Source organism: Shimia sp. MIT910701 (assembly GCF_047126315.1).
Lineage (GTDB): Bacteria > Pseudomonadota > Alphaproteobacteria > Rhodobacterales > Rhodobacteraceae > Shimia.
Genome location: NZ_CP138953.1, coordinates 3,770,259 through 3,783,446, shown reverse-complemented (window position 1 = coordinate 3,783,446; position 13,188 = coordinate 3,770,259). Strand labels below are relative to the sequence as shown.

At 59.2% G+C, this 13,188-nt stretch carries 14 protein-coding genes; 7 read left to right on the top strand and 7 right to left on the bottom strand.

Going from position 1 to position 13,188, the window contains the following annotated elements; translation table 11 throughout:
• Positions 1-25: 25 nt before the first annotated feature.
• Positions 26-604 carry a histidine phosphatase family protein gene (locus SIB38_RS18385; protein WP_294116369.1) on the bottom strand — a complete coding sequence of 193 codons (579 nt, stop codon included), beginning with the start codon at positions 602-604 and terminating at the stop codon, positions 26-28.
• Positions 601-1,122 carry a bifunctional adenosylcobinamide kinase/adenosylcobinamide-phosphate guanylyltransferase gene (cobU, locus tag SIB38_RS18380; protein WP_294116368.1) on the bottom strand — a complete coding sequence of 174 codons (522 nt, stop codon included), beginning with the start codon at positions 1,120-1,122 and terminating at the stop codon, positions 601-603. The genes SIB38_RS18385 and cobU overlap by 4 nt, the downstream gene beginning before the upstream one ends.
• Positions 1,123-1,244: 122 nt before the next feature.
• On the opposite strand from cobU, the gene SIB38_RS18375 reads away from it, so the two are divergent.
• The 5 genes from SIB38_RS18375 (at position 1,245) to SIB38_RS18355 (ending at position 7,038) form a co-directional block, all read left to right on the top strand.
• A complete protein-coding gene (locus SIB38_RS18375; RefSeq protein WP_294116367.1) occupies positions 1,245-2,036 on the top strand; it encodes a ChaN family lipoprotein in 792 nt (263 codons plus the stop codon).
• 66 nt (positions 2,037-2,102) lie between these two features.
• Complete coding sequence (coaBC, locus tag SIB38_RS18370) at positions 2,103-3,299, top strand: bifunctional phosphopantothenoylcysteine decarboxylase/phosphopantothenate--cysteine ligase CoaBC (protein WP_412550782.1); 1,197 nt, start codon at positions 2,103-2,105, stop codon at positions 3,297-3,299.
• 48 nt (positions 3,300-3,347) lie between these two features.
• A complete protein-coding gene (dut, locus tag SIB38_RS18365; RefSeq protein ID WP_294116365.1) occupies positions 3,348-3,815 on the top strand; it encodes a dUTP diphosphatase in 468 nt (155 codons plus the stop codon).
• The gene (locus tag SIB38_RS18360; RefSeq protein WP_412550781.1) at positions 3,815-4,870 is read left to right on the top strand and encodes a HesA/MoeB/ThiF family protein; all 1,056 of its coding nucleotides are present in this window, start codon (positions 3,815-3,817) and stop codon (positions 4,868-4,870) included. The genes dut and SIB38_RS18360 overlap by 1 nt, the downstream gene beginning before the upstream one ends.
• Before the next feature lie 155 nt (positions 4,871-5,025).
• Positions 5,026-7,038, top strand: a complete 2,013-nt coding sequence (locus tag SIB38_RS18355) for a M3 family metallopeptidase (protein WP_294116363.1) — start codon at positions 5,026-5,028, stop codon at positions 7,036-7,038.
• A 66-nt stretch (positions 7,039-7,104) separates the two neighbouring features.
• Here the strand turns inward: SIB38_RS18355 and SIB38_RS18350 are convergent, their stop codons facing one another.
• A complete protein-coding gene (locus SIB38_RS18350) occupies positions 7,105-7,473 on the bottom strand; it encodes a glycine zipper family protein (protein ID WP_294116362.1) in 369 nt (122 codons plus the stop codon).
• 157 nt (positions 7,474-7,630) lie between these two features.
• Here SIB38_RS18350 and SIB38_RS18345 point away from each other — a divergent pair, with 157 nt between their 5' ends.
• Together SIB38_RS18345 and SIB38_RS18340 are read left to right on the top strand one after the other, a co-directional pair.
• On the top strand, positions 7,631-8,140 hold the full coding sequence (locus SIB38_RS18345) for a hypothetical protein (protein WP_294116361.1): 510 nt from the start codon (positions 7,631-7,633) through the stop codon (positions 8,138-8,140).
• 8 nt (positions 8,141-8,148) lie between these two features.
• Positions 8,149-8,361 carry a helix-turn-helix domain-containing protein gene (locus SIB38_RS18340; RefSeq protein ID WP_058241470.1) on the top strand — a complete coding sequence of 71 codons (213 nt, stop codon included), beginning with the start codon at positions 8,149-8,151 and terminating at the stop codon, positions 8,359-8,361.
• Positions 8,362-8,426: 65 nt separating this feature from the next.
• On the opposite strand, the gene SIB38_RS18335 is transcribed toward SIB38_RS18340, so the two are convergent.
• The 4 genes from SIB38_RS18335 to SIB38_RS18320 are packed head-to-tail and all read right to left on the bottom strand — an operon-like array spanning position 8,427 to position 13,084.
• On the bottom strand, positions 8,427-9,923 hold the full coding sequence (locus SIB38_RS18335) for a phosphomannomutase/phosphoglucomutase (RefSeq protein WP_412550780.1): 1,497 nt from the start codon (positions 9,921-9,923) through the stop codon (positions 8,427-8,429).
• Positions 9,924-9,955: 32 nt separating this feature from the next.
• Positions 9,956-10,789 carry a 3-deoxy-8-phosphooctulonate synthase gene (gene kdsA / locus SIB38_RS18330; RefSeq protein ID WP_294116358.1) on the bottom strand — a complete coding sequence of 278 codons (834 nt, stop codon included), beginning with the start codon at positions 10,787-10,789 and terminating at the stop codon, positions 9,956-9,958.
• Positions 10,789-12,447 (bottom strand): capsule biosynthesis protein, encoded by a 1,659-nt coding sequence (locus tag SIB38_RS18325; protein WP_412550779.1) that lies wholly within the window; start codon positions 12,445-12,447, stop codon positions 10,789-10,791. The genes kdsA and SIB38_RS18325 overlap by 1 nt, the downstream gene beginning before the upstream one ends.
• On the bottom strand, positions 12,425-13,084 hold the full coding sequence (locus SIB38_RS18320) for an ABC transporter ATP-binding protein (protein WP_294116355.1): 660 nt from the start codon (positions 13,082-13,084) through the stop codon (positions 12,425-12,427). Before SIB38_RS18320 ends, SIB38_RS18325 begins: the two co-directional genes overlap by 23 nt.
• Between the last annotated feature and the right edge of the window lie 104 nt (positions 13,085-13,188).

Sequence of the window (13,188 nt, the reverse complement as noted above, 5' to 3'; positions counted from 1 at the left end):
AATTAAAACATTTTGACGGAATCCATCATGGAATGTGATTGATTGGATTTGCTGTCCAGCCCGTGTCGTCAATTTTGATGGAGGTGACCGAGAGGTTGTCTATCCGGTGGGCAAAGGCCTCGTCCGCTGTGAGCCGCTCGGCGCGTTGGATTTGCGTGAGGATCACACCAAAGTGCACCACCACGATCAGTTTGGCACCACGATGCGCGTCAATCAAGCGGTCAATTGCGCCATCCACACGGGAAGTGACCTCGTTCCAGCTTTCCCCATTTGGCGGGCGCACGTCACCGGGGGTTTCCCAATAGGCGCGGATGCGGTCTGGGTCAGCGGCCTCGATTTCGGCGAAGGTTTTGAGTTCCCAGTCGCCAAAGTGGATTTCGCGCAAGGCAGCATCGTGTGCCAAGCGGCGACGATCGCGTTGGATGGCGTCTGCGGTGGCGACACAGCGTTGCAGATCGGAGCTGATCACAATGCCGTCAGAGGGGAGGTGGTTCGCGAGCCGGGCGACTTGGGCTGTGTCAGACAGGTCGGCGGGCAGATCAGACCAGCCTACCATGGTTTTGGCATGGGTCGGGCCATGGCGCACAAGGTGCAGCTCGGTCATGGCAGATCTCCTTTTAGCACCATCGGCAACCCGGCCACCACGAGCACGGCCAGATCGGCCTGTTGCGCGATGGCTTGGTTGAGGGCGCCTTGCGCGTCTCGGAAGCGGCGGGCGAGGGCGTTTTCCGGCACCACGTCGAGGCCAACTTCGTTTGAGACCACCACCACATGGGCGGAGCAGGCCTGCAATGCGTCGAGCAATTCGGCTTGTGCCGTAGCGAGATCATTTTCTGCAAGCATTTGATTGGACAGCCACATTGTGGCGCAGTCCAAAAGGACAATTGTGCCTTCGGGCAGGTCGCGCAGAGTTTCGGCAGTATCCAACGGGGCTTCGATTGTGCGCCAGTTCGGGCCGCGTTGTTCCAGATGTTTCTGCACTTTTTGGCGCATTTCATCGTCAAAGGCTTGCGCTGTGGCGATGTAGATGCGTTGCTGCGGGGACGCCATGACCAAACCTTCGGCGAAGGCCGATTTTCCCGAGGCCGCGCCTCCCAAAATCAGGCTCAGTTTTGGCAACATGTAAGTATCCTCAGTGGGTTGTTCGGCACCCTGCGCCAATCATTGTGCCGGAGCAAGCGTGAAAGCAGGATGCGACAGGCGGCGGGCTTGCATCTTGTGATGAGGCGGGGTTTTGTGACGCCATGAAACAGATACTTGCCTCTCTCTCCTTTGTCGTGATCGCGGGCGTCAGCCATGCTCAAGCGGTATCCTATGATCTTTTCCGCGATGCGGATGTTGTGTTCCTCGGAGAGGTTCACGACAATCCGGCGCATCACGATAACCAAGCGCAGGCTGTGTTGGCAATCGCACCCAAGGCGGTGGTGTTTGAAATGCTGGTACCGGAGCAGGCGGCAAAAGTGACTTCGGATTTGCTAGATGATGCGCAGGCTTTGGAAGCTACGTTGGGCTGGAATGACAGTGGCTGGCCAGATTTTGCCATGTATTATCCAGTGTTTGCCGCGCTGGGTGATGCAAAGATCTATGGCGCGCAGGTGCCGAGTGAGGCGGCACGGATGGCGTTTGAGGGAGGGGACATGTCGGCGCTTCTGGAAGGTGCAGGAGGCAAGTTTGGGTTGACCCTGCCATTGCCTCAAGCTCAGCAAGACGCGCGCGAGGCACTGCAATTTTCAGCGCATTGTGACGCGCTGCCCGAAGAAATGTTGCCCGGCATGGTCATGGCGCAGCGGTTGCGCGATGCGCGGTTGGCGCAGGAGGTGACCGAAGCCTTGGATGCGACAGGTGGGCCGGTGGCTGTGATCACCGGCAATGGCCATGCGCGCACCGATTGGGGCGCACCGGTGTTGTTGCCAAAGGAGATTGCCTCCATGTCCTTTGGCCAGCTTGAGGCTGAGCCGGAGAGTGAACCGCCTTATGATCTCTGGATTGTGACGGAGGCGGCCGAGCGGGACGATCCTTGCGCGGCGTTCAAATAAGCAAGCTTGCCCCTTTGGCTCATGCGGCCTAGGTTTGGGCACCTTAGCGTGAAAGAGGTCTGCTAAATGCTGACAGACAAACGAATTCTCCTGATTATTGCCGGTGGAATCGCGGCCTATAAGTCCATGGAGCTGATCCGAAGGTTGCGGGAGCGAGGGGCGTGGGTGACGCCGGTGCTGACCCGTGCAGCGGAGGAGTTTGTGACGCCTTTGTCCGTGTCGTCCTTGGCGGGGGAAAAGGTCTATCGCGATCTGTTTGATCTGACCGATGAAGCGGAGATGGGGCACATCCAATTGTCGCGCTCGGCGGATTTGATCGTGGTGGCGCCGGGCACAGCGGATTTGATGGCGAAGATGGCCAACGGCATGGCGAATGACATGGCCTCAACGCTGCTGTTGGCGACAGATACGCCCGTGCTGGTCGCGCCGGCGATGAATGTGCGGATGTGGGATCATCCGGCAACGCAGCGCAATTTGGTGCAATTGAAGGCGGATGGGGTGAGCTTCGTTGGCCCAAATGAAGGCGACATGGCCTGCGGCGAGTTTGGGCCGGGTCGGATGTCTGAACCCATGGAAATTGTTGATGCGATTCAACGCGCTCTGTCCGAAGGTCCGCTGCAGGGGCGGCGGGTCTTGGTGACCTCGGGCCCGACACAAGAGCCGATTGACCCGGTGCGCTATATCGCGAACCGCTCGTCGGGGGCGCAGGGCACTGCGGTTGCCAATGCACTGGTAAAACTCGGCGCGGAGGTGGTGTTTGTCACCGGACCTGCGGATGCGGCGCGGCCCACGGGTGCGCAGGTTGTTGAAGTACGGACGGCGGCGGAAATGCTGGGCGCCGTGCAGGAGGCTTTGCCGGTGGATGCGGCGATCTTCTGTGCCGCGGTGGCCGACTGGCGGGTGGCAAGTGCCTCTGACAGCAAGATAAAAAAGACCAAGGGCGGATTGCCAACCTTGGAGTTTGCCGAGAACCCCGACATCTTGGCGACCGTAAGCCAGATGGGGGAAGGGCGTCCGGGGCTGGTGGTTGGCTTTGCCGCCGAAACCGACGATGTGATCGAAAATGCCACTGCGAAACGTATCCGGAAGGGATGTGACTGGATTGTTGCCAATGACGTGAGCCCGGCAACCGGGATCATGGGGGGCAGTGAAAATGCGGTTACGTTGATTTCGGACGCGGGATCAGAGGCTTGGCCACGCATGGGCAAACGTGAAGTGGCGGAGAAATTGGCCGCGAAGATCGCGGAAACGCTGGTGAAGTGACGCGCTGACGCGCGGCCTCCGGCGGGGATATTTGAGGAATAAGAAGACATGACGGCGGTGCCAATTAAGTTGAAGTGGCTGGGGGATGCGGACAGGGACGTAGCCTTGCCGTCCTATGAAACGGTGGGCGCGGCAGGGGCGGACGTACGGGCAAATTTCCCGCCAGATCAACGGGAGGGCGTGACTTTGGAGCCTGGCGCGCGGGTGTTGGTGCCAACCGGACTGTCTCTTGAAATTCCGCAAGGCTATGAAGTGCAGATGCGCCCGCGCTCGGGCCTGGCGCTGAAGCATGGGATCACCTTGCCCAACAGCCCAGGCACCATTGACAGCGACTACCGGGGGCCGCTTGGCGTGATCGTGCTGAATGCCGGGCAGGAAGCGTTCGAGATCAGCCATGGCATGCGCATCGCACAGATGGTTGTTGCACCAGCTTTTCAAGCAGAATTTTCATTAGATCAAGAGCTTAGCAAAACCAGCCGTGGCTCCGGCGGGTTTGGTTCTACCGGAGTAGCCTGATGCTGTTGGTGCTGTTCATGGCGGCAGGCCTTTGGGGCATTGGTATGGCCATGGGCGCGCCAAAATCGGCGCGGTGGACCATGATCGGGCTGTTATACTTAGCTGTTGTTGGCGTGCAGGCGGTGTTTCCACCGGAGCATCAGTTGGTGATCGCGACCGGTGGCAGTCTGGCGATGTGGTTGATGATTGGCGGGGCGGTTGCGGTGGTCTTGGCTTACTCAAGCATGTTGCAAAAACTGCGCCAAAAAGCGGACGCGAAAGCCGAAGATGCGGCGCAGGAAAACGCGGCGCAGGAGCTGTTTTCCGAGACCGAATTGAACCGCTATGCGCGCCATATCGTGCTGCGTGAACTTGGCGGATTGGGGCAGAAAAAGCTTAAAGATGCCAAGGTGTTGGTGGTTGGGGCTGGTGGGCTTGGATCGCCTGTTTTGCTCTATTTGGCGGCGGCGGGCGTTGGACGTATTGGGGTGGTGGATTACGATGTGGTCGACAACTCCAATTTGCAGCGCCAGGTGATCCACAAAGATGAGGCGATTGGCACGCCGAAGGTGCTCTCGGCGGCGGAAGCGATGACGGCGCAGAACCCGTTTGTGACGGTGGTGCCATACCCCCGTCGATTGACCGAGGAGGATGCGGCGGAGATCATTGGCGCATATGATCTGGTGCTGGATGGCACAGACAATTTTGACACGCGCTATTTGGTGAATGAGGTCTGTGTCGCACAAGGCAAGCCGTTGATTTCCGGTGCTCTTTCGCAATGGGAAGGGCAGTTGAGTGTGTTTGACACAGCCAGTGGAACGCCTTGTTACCAGTGCATTTTCCCAGAAGCGCCCGGGCCGGGTATCGCGCCAAGCTGTTCTGAAGCGGGGGTGGTTGGGCCACTGCCAGGGGTTGTCGGCACGATGATGGCAGCGGAGGCTGTGAAGGTGATCACCGGGGCCGGGGCGGCGCTGCGTGGGGAGATGATGATCTATGACGCTCTGTGGGGGGAGACCCGCAAAATTGGGTTAAAACCGCGCTCGGATTGCCCGACGTGTGGCGCTAAAAACGGCTGATTTCCCCGTCGGTATTGCGTCGGTATCACGGCTGTTTTGCGACTGTGGCGATGGCTGCACATGACCGTCTAACCTGTGCAACAGTGCACGGATTGGTGAGGTGGATTGCACCTCCTTGGAGCGCTGCCTAGGGTGGGGCAAAGGAGATTCATCTGATGACAAATCCGCTGCTGTCCACGTGGGACACCCCGTTCAAACTTGCTCCGTTTGACAAGATTTCTGACGACGATTTTGCGCCTGCCTTTGAAGAGGCTTTGACCGCGCATAAGGCAGAGGTGGAGGCGATTGCCGAAAGCGCCGAGGCGCCGAGCTTTGCCAACACCATTGAAGCCATGGAAGTGGCGGGCGAGGGGCTCGACAAGGTGCTGTCGGTGTTTTTCTCGGTGGCCGGGGCGGACAGCAATCCGGCGCGCGAAGAGTTGCAACGGGACTTCTCGCCCAAGCTGGCGGCGCATTCGGCGGAGATTTCCGCCAACAAAGCACTGTTTGGCCGGATCAAAACCATTTGGGACGCGCGGGACACGTTAGACCTAACGGAAGAGCAGCAGCGGGTGTTGATGCTGACCCATCGCGGCTTCGTGCGCGGCGGGGCGGCGCTGGAAGGCGATGCGGACGCGCGCATGAAAGAGATCAAAGGCCGCTTGGCTGTGTTGGGCACCGAGTTCACGCAGAACCTGCTGGCGGATGAACGCGCTTGGTTCATGCCGCTGGCGGAGGAAGACCTGGAAGGGTTGCCCGCCTTTGCCGTGGACGCGGCGCGGGCGGCTGGCGAAGAAAAAGGTGCAGAGGGGCCGGTGGTGACGCTGTCGCGCTCGATCATTGTGCCGTTTTTGCAGTTCTCGCCGCGCCGCGACCTGCGGGAGAAAGCGTTTGAGGCTTGGGCCGCGCGTGGGGCCAATGGGGGCGAGACCGACAACCGCGCGATTGCTGGGGAAATACTGGCGTTGCGCGAAGAGCGGGCAAAGTTGTTAGGGTATGACAGCTTTGCGGACTACAAGTTGGAAACCGAGATGGCCAAAACTCCGGACTCGGTGCGCGGGTTGTTGATGGATGTCTGGGCTCCTGCCAAGGCAAGGGCGGAGGCGGATGCCGCCGTGCTGACCGAGATGATGCACGCGGATGGGATCAACGGCGATCTGGCACCGTGGGATTGGCGCTATTATGCAGAGAAGCGGCGCAAGGCGGAGCATGATCTGGATGAGGCGGCGCTCAAGCCTTACCTGCAGCTTGATCGGATGATTGAGGCCAGCTTTGCCTGTGCGACCAAGCTGTTTGGGTTGCAGTTCAAAGCGTTGGAGGTGCCGCTGTACCATGAGGATTGCCGCGCCTGGGAAGTGACACGCGACGGGGAGCATGTGGCGGTGTTCATCGGCGACTATTTTGCGCGGGGCGGGAAACGCTCTGGTGCGTGGTGTTCGGCGATGCGCGGGCAGGCGAAATTTCCGGAAGTGCAGGGGCCGGTTGTGATCAATGTCTGCAATTTTGCAAAGGGTGATCCGGCGCTGCTCAGCTATGACGATGCGCGGACCCTGTTCCATGAGTTTGGCCATGCGCTTCATCAGATGCTGTCCAATGTGACCTATGAGAGCATTTCCGGGACCTCTGTGGCGCGAGACTTTGTAGAACTGCCCAGCCAGTTGTATGAGCACTGGCTGGAGGTGCCTGAGGTGCTGGCGGAGTATGCCACCCATGCGGAGACCGGGGAGGCCATGCCGCAGGCGATGTTGGAGAAGGTGCTGGGCGCGGCGAACTTTGATCAGGGCTTTGCCACGGTGGAATATGTGGCTTCCGCGCTGGTCGATCTGGCCTTCCACGAAGGCGCGGCGCCAAGCGATCCGATGGCGAAACAGGCGGAGGTTCTGGCGGAGCTGGGCATGCCAGCGGCGATCACCATGCGCCACGCAACGCCGCATTTTGCCCATGTGTTTGCCGGGGACGGCTATAGCTCTGGCTACTACAGCTATATGTGGTCAGAGGTGATGGATGCCGATGCGTTTGAGGCCTTTGAAGAGGCCGGGAGCGCGTTTGATCCGGAGACGGCCAAAGCGTTGGAGACACATATCCTGTCGACAGGTGGATCGGTGGAGGCGGATGAGCTGTATAAACGATTCCGCGGGCGTTTGCCTGGGGTTGAGGCGCTCCTGAAAGGGCGCGGCCTGGCGGCCTAAGGCCTTCTTTCAATTAGATTTGAAAACACCCGCAGGCGGAGGACCCCTGCGGGTGTTTTTGTGTGCTTAGCCGATCACGTCATGGCCGCGGTTTTGCATGCAGCGGATCAGAACGTTGCGGCGTTCGTCATTCACTTTGGAGGCGTTTTCAGCCGCGCCAATGGCGCCGCCGGTGATTGCGCCAACCACGGCACCTTCCCATTCATCATCCGCCTCAATGGCGCCTACGCCTGCGCCAATCACCGCGCCAACCGCAGCGCTTTCGGCCCCGGCGCCGTTGGTGAAGGAGGCTGCCTGTGCGTGGCAAGCATTGTAATCGCTGTCAAAATTGGCGTTGCGAGTGCCGTCCACTGTCAGCGGGCGATCCACGGGCGCGGTGCAAGCAGCCAGAGACAGGGCGGCAATCAGGCTCAGCATCAATGTGTTGTGTGTCATTTGGGTCGGTCCTTTTCAAAATGAGTCCGTCTTGGGATGAGCGACATTTAGGTGGATGAGATTTTCATTTCAAGCTAAAAGTTTTATGTTTTACGTAAAAGCTTGCACGGAAAACGTAATTGGATTATTGAAAAGCAACAACTAATGGAGCAAAATCATGAAGCTAGTGGCCCGTCTCGCCATGTTGATCACGGTGGTCTATTTCACCTTTGGTTGGGCGGTGTTGTGGATATCCGCCTTCCTTGGCACGGGCGAAATGTTGGCCGATGCCTTTGATTTGCCTCTGGATATGCCGGTGCCGCCGCTCTGGGCGATTCTGGTTGGCATGGGGATGATGTGGCCCGCGTTGATCAGTTTGGGCGTCGGGTTCTGGGCGCTGGATCGAATCCTGCTTTTGAAAAATCCGCAGGACTTTGCGCAGATGGGCAAACACCTGCAGCTGTGCGCTTACGCGTTCTTGGCGTTTTGGCTGCTCAACGCGCTAAATGTGTCGATGCAACCGGTGGTGTTGAGCGCCCATTTGGCACCAGGGTTGCGCCCGGAGTTTGTGTTGATCGACATCGATATTGATGTGGTTTTCCTGGTGCTTGGGGTGGTGTTTTTTGCCATCAGCCGGTCGCTCACTCAGGCGCAAGAAATTGCTGACGAGAACAGCCAGTTCCTGTAGGAGGCCCTATGCCCATACGCATCAACCTCGATCTGGAACTGGTGAAACGCAAGATGACCTCGCGCGAGTTGGCGCAGGCTATTGGATTGACCGAGACCAACCTCAGTTTGCTGAAATCCGGCAAGGTGAAAGGCATTCGTTTCAATACGCTGGAAGCGATCTGCGCCCACCTGGGATGTCAGCCGGGAGATATTCTGGAGTATGTACCGGAGGAAGAGTAGGGGCATCAAAAAAGGGCGCCGCAGGATTGCGGGCGCCCTTTGAATTTGGTGTTTTCTAGGTTTGCTCAGATCGTCTGATCGTAGTCGCCCACGCCGGGCTCGGTTCGGATTACGGCGTCGATTTCGGCAAAGATCTGGCGCATTTCGGCGTCGCTTTCGTTGCTTTCGATCACCACCACCAAGTTTGGTGTGTTGGAAGACGCGCGCACGAGGCCCCAGCTGCCGTTGTCCAGGATCACGCGGGCGCCGTTGACCGTCACCACTTCGCTTATTGCGCGGCCGGCGATTTTTTCGCCACCTTCGTGCATGGCGGTGAGCTTGGCCACGATGCGCTCGAGGATGTCGTATTTCTCTGTGTCCGCGGCGTAGGGCGACATGGTGGGGGTGGACCAGGTTTTGGGCAGGGCTTTGCGCATATCCGACATTTTCATGTCCGGGTTGCGGTCGAGCATTTTGCAGATTTCCACGGCCACGCGCATGCCGCAGTCGTAGCCACGGCCCACGTCACCCGCGAGGAAGTAGTGGCCGGATTTCTCAAAGCCTGCCAGCGCGCCGAGTTCGTGCACGCGGCGCTTCATGTGGCTGTGGCCGGTTTTCCAATAGTCGGTTTTGGCGCCGGTGGCCAAAAGGTCTGGATCTGCCGCGTAGAGGCCGGTCGACTTCACATCGGCCACAAAGGTGGCGTTGGGGTAGAGCTTGCCAAGGTCTTTGGCCATGATCACGCCCACCTTGTCGGCAAAGATTTCTTCGCCCTCGTCATCCACCACGCCGCAGCGGTCGCCGTCGCCATCAAAGCCAAGCGCGAGGTCCGCGCCGGAGGCCTTCACGCTGTCAGACATGTCGTGCAGCATTTCCATGGCTTCGGGGTTCGGGTTGTAGTTGGGGAAGGTGTAGTCGAGCCGGTTGTGGCTATCGACAACTTCGACGCCCATACGTTTGAAAATTTCCGGCGCAAAGGCGGCGGCGGTGCCGTTGCCGGTGGCGCAGACAACTTTCAGCGGGCGGGACATTTTGAAGTCGCCAACCAGGTCGTCGATGTAGGCTTCGCGCACGCCGTCGATGACCTCGTGCTTGCCACCGTCATGCGCATCAAAGTCGCCGTTCAGCACGATGTCGCGTAGTTCGGCCATTTCATCGGGGCCATGGGTGAGCGGCTTTTCAAAGCCCATTTTCACGCCGGTCCAGCCGTTGGGGTTGTGAGACGCGGTCACCATGGCCACGGCAGGGGCATCAAGGTGGAATTGCGAGAAATAGGCCATTGGGGACAGGGCAGGGCCGATGTCTTTCACGTGGATGCCAGCCTTCATCAGGCCAACAATCAGCGCCATTTTGATGGACACGGAATAGTCGCGGTAGTCGTTGCCCACGGCAATCACCGGCTCAATGCCGCGACGTTGCATTTGGGTGCCAAGGCCAAAGCCAAGTGCGGTCATGCCCGGCAGGTTGATCGCCTCCGGGAATTGCCAGCGGGCGTCATATTCACGGAAGCCTGTGGGGGCGATCATCGGGTCGCGCAGGAACTCCCAGGTGTTCGGGCGCACTTCGGGCAATGGTTTTTTCATGGCAATGTCTTTCTTCTTCAAAAATCAGTTTATCAAATAGCAATTGGGTTGGCTTTGGCCAACACATCAAACTGCATCAATGTGTCAATCAGATGAGACATTTGGTCAAGCGGGATCATGTTTGGGCCATCAGAGGGCGCATTGTCCGGATCCTGATGCGTTTCGATGAAAACGGCGGCCGTTCCAATAGAGACAGCGGCGCGGGCCATCACGGGGGCAAACTCGCGCTGACCGCCGGAGCTGCCGCCTTGACCGCCGGGCTGTTGCACGGAGTGGGTGGCGTCCATCACCACCGGGTAGCCGGTTTTGGCCATCTGCGGCAGGGAGCGCATGTCCGCCACCAGCGTGTTGTAGCCAAAGGAGGTGCCGCGCTCGGTCAACAGGATGTTGGTGTTGCCGGTGCTTTCGATTTTGGTGACGATGTTGCCCATCTCCCAAGGGGCCAGGAATTGGCCTTTCTTCACGTTCACCGCAGCGCCGGTTTTGCCGGCAGCCAGCAGCATGTCGGTCTGGCGGCACAGGAAGGCGGGGATTTGCAGGATGTCGACGGCCTCAGCCGCCAGGGCGCATTGCTCTTCGGTGTGCACATCGGTCAGCACGGGCACGTCAAAGTCCTTGCGGATGCCGTCCAGAACCGAAAGGCCCGCATCCAAGCCGAGGCCACGAATGCCGGTGAGCGACGTGCGGTTGGCTTTGTCGTAGCTGGCTTTGAAGACATATTGCGCGCCCGCCTTGGCGCAGGCTTCTTTCATAGTGCCTGCGATCATTTCGGCGTGGTTTTTGCTCTCCAATTGGCATGGGCCAGCAATGACCGTCAAAGGAAGGTCATTGCCGATGGTGAGAGCACCAACATTTACATGTTTCATTACGAAGACACCTGTTCTCTGAGGATGGACGCGGTCAGCGAGATCATCAGATAGATGCCCGAAAAGATCAGGAAGGCCAAGATCGTGTTTTCAAAACTGCGCGGGTAAGACGGGTCCTGGGCGGAGACCGGATCCACCGAGGTGGTCAGATAGCGCACCTGACGGTTGGCTTCCAATTCGGTCTGCTTCAGGGTCTGCAACGCGGTCTGCATTTGCAGGTCAGCAGCGGCGAGGTCGGCCTGTGCGATCTGGATTTGAGAGGTTTTGGCAGCGAGGGATTCCTCACCTGCGGTGGCCTCTGTCATGCGGGCGCGCTGGGTGGCCAGAGCAGCCTCCAGGCGGCGCACGTCGCCTTGTACACCTTCGACACGGGCCTTGTTGGGGCGGGCGTTGTCTTGCAAAGCGGCGAGTTGCAATTGCTTCTCTTGAAGCTGGATTTCCAGATTGGTGATCTGTTGACGCAGGGAGGCAATCACGCCTTCGGGGTCAAGCACGGTGCTTTCTTGCAGGCGCACAAGTTCCACCTGCGCATTGCGGCGCTCTTCTTTGGCGGTCTCGAGACTCTTGCGGGCGTCGCGCAGCTGGTCTTCGCGTTTGCGTTGGGAGAGGTCGTCAACCCGTTGTTCGGCATAGGAAATCAGCGCTTTGGAGAACTGCGTTGCGATTTCTGGATCAGCGGCGCTGACCTCCATGCGGATGGAACCCTCGGTTGGGTCGTAGCCGATTTTTACAAATTTCTTGTATACCTTATAGGCTTTTTCGTTGGACGGGTTTTCGTCCAACCGCTGGATCGGGTCGATGTTGGGATCGGAGAAGTGCCCCTTGAAGCCCACATCGCTGTCCAGCCGGATCATTGCGTCCTTACTAGTCAGGTAGTCCTGCACCGCGATAGCGTCCTGGTTGGAGTTGAGCTGCGCGGGTAACAGACCGCCAAGACCACCGCCGCCGGTGCTGTCGGCTTGTTGCACCAGGAAGGCGGATTTGGTTGAGTACATCGGCGTGGCGACATTGTAGAAGTACCAGCCAGCAAAGATTGTTGGCAGGAAGACAAAGGCCGAGAGGCGTGCCAGCAGCAGGAGCAGGCGGCGGCGACGGCGGCGGGCAATGTCTTTCTGGATTTCGCCAATCTCGAGCGCGCGCATCTCTGCCGGGGACATGGTCTCGGTCGATGGCAGGTTGGCTTTGCCCATGGGCATGGTTTGCGGCAGCTGTACCTTGCCCGCCTTGGCAGGGGGCTTGCTCCCTTTGTCGGAAGGCATGAGGTCCAGCATGTTGGTGCGCTGGAACGGATCGATGCCCGCCTCGCGCAGCAGGCGCACGGCGTCATAGTCAGACGTAGGCGCCAGATTGTTTTTCTGCGCGATGCGGCGGGCCATGCGCAGTTGGCGGCCGGTGAGACCTTCGCGTTTGATCGCGTCAATTGCGGCCTCTGCCCCTTGCGGCGTGGGCTGCGCTGTGTTGGCGGCAGCGGGCTGCGGCGTTGGTTGCGGCGCGGCTTGGCTCTGTGGCTGCGCGCCCGGGTTGGGCAGGTTCACAGCGCGTGGACGTGGTTGCGGCTCGCCCTGAGGGGGCGGCGCGGCACCTTCCGCAGCCGGTTGGGCCGGCGGGGTCTCGCTGCGGCGGACGCGGAATTTCTTAGCCTTGGGTTTGGTAGTCATAGAGCTGCTTGGCCTCTTCCAAGGTGTCGAACATATAGAGTTTGCCGTTCAGCAACACCGCCGCCGATCTGGCAAATTTTTCCAGCACTTGCGGCTGGTGTGACACAATCACAATTGTGGTGGTGCGCAGGCGTTCGCGGAGCACCTCACCGGCTTTCTTGTTGAAATCCACATCGGTGGAGGAGGGCATGCCCTCGTCAATCAGGTAGATGTCGAAGTCCAGCGCGAGCATCAGCGCAAAGGTGAAACGTGAGCGCATGCCGGACGAATAGGTGCCCAGTGGCTGATCAAAATATTCGCCGAGGTTGCACAGCCAGCGGCAGAAGGCCTCGACATAATCCGGGTCCAGCCCGTAAAGGCGGGCGATGTAGCGGCTGTTTTCCACGGCGGTGTGTTTGTTCACCACGCCACCCATGAACCCCAGCGGGAAAGAAATACGGCAGTCGCGGCGGATGGTGCCTTCGTCAGGTTTTTCCAGCCCCGCCATCATATTGATCAGCGTGGTCTTGCCGGTGCCATTGGGGGCAAGGATGCCAAGGGAGTTGCCCAATTCGACACGAAAAGAGACGCGCTCAAGGATGACCTTGCGCTGCGTGCCGGTCCAGAAGGACTTACTCACATTGTCGAACTCGAGCATTACCTGCTCCTGAAACTGCTCTCACGTGCCGTTATAGCACAAAACTATACACCATAGTGGTTAACGCTCTGACGGCGTTTTGCCCAATATGTCGGATTTGTCAG

Excerpts from the sequence above, each read along its gene's own strand:
- SIB38_RS18335 (WP_412550780.1), bottom strand. The coding sequence starts at position 9,923 with ATGAAAAAACCATTGCCCGAAGTGCGCCCGAACACCTGGGAGTTCCTG.
- SIB38_RS18360 (WP_412550781.1), top strand. The coding sequence starts at position 3,815 with ATGCTGTTGGTGCTGTTCATGGCGGCAGGCCTTTGGGGCATTGGTATG.
- SIB38_RS18385 (WP_294116369.1), bottom strand. The coding sequence starts at position 604 with ATGACCGAGCTGCACCTTGTGCGCCATGGCCCGACCCATGCCAAAACC.
- SIB38_RS18320 (WP_294116355.1), bottom strand. The coding sequence starts at position 13,084 with ATGCTCGAGTTCGACAATGTGAGTAAGTCCTTCTGGACCGGCACGCAG.
- SIB38_RS18350 (WP_294116362.1), bottom strand. The coding sequence starts at position 7,473 with ATGACACACAACACATTGATGCTGAGCCTGATTGCCGCCCTGTCTCTG.
- kdsA (WP_294116358.1), bottom strand. The coding sequence starts at position 10,789 with ATGAAACATGTAAATGTTGGTGCTCTCACCATCGGCAATGACCTTCCT.
- coaBC (WP_412550782.1), top strand. The coding sequence starts at position 2,103 with ATGCTGACAGACAAACGAATTCTCCTGATTATTGCCGGTGGAATCGCG.
- cobU (WP_294116368.1), bottom strand. The coding sequence starts at position 1,122 with ATGTTGCCAAAACTGAGCCTGATTTTGGGAGGCGCGGCCTCGGGAAAA.
- SIB38_RS18345 (WP_294116361.1), top strand. The coding sequence starts at position 7,631 with ATGAAGCTAGTGGCCCGTCTCGCCATGTTGATCACGGTGGTCTATTTC.
- SIB38_RS18375 (WP_294116367.1), top strand. The coding sequence starts at position 1,245 with ATGAAACAGATACTTGCCTCTCTCTCCTTTGTCGTGATCGCGGGCGTC.
- SIB38_RS18355 (WP_294116363.1), top strand. The coding sequence starts at position 5,026 with ATGACAAATCCGCTGCTGTCCACGTGGGACACCCCGTTCAAACTTGCT.
- dut (WP_294116365.1), top strand. The coding sequence starts at position 3,348 with ATGACGGCGGTGCCAATTAAGTTGAAGTGGCTGGGGGATGCGGACAGG.
- SIB38_RS18325 (WP_412550779.1), bottom strand. The coding sequence starts at position 12,447 with ATGACTACCAAACCCAAGGCTAAGAAATTCCGCGTCCGCCGCAGCGAG.
- SIB38_RS18340 (WP_058241470.1), top strand. The coding sequence starts at position 8,149 with ATGCCCATACGCATCAACCTCGATCTGGAACTGGTGAAACGCAAGATG.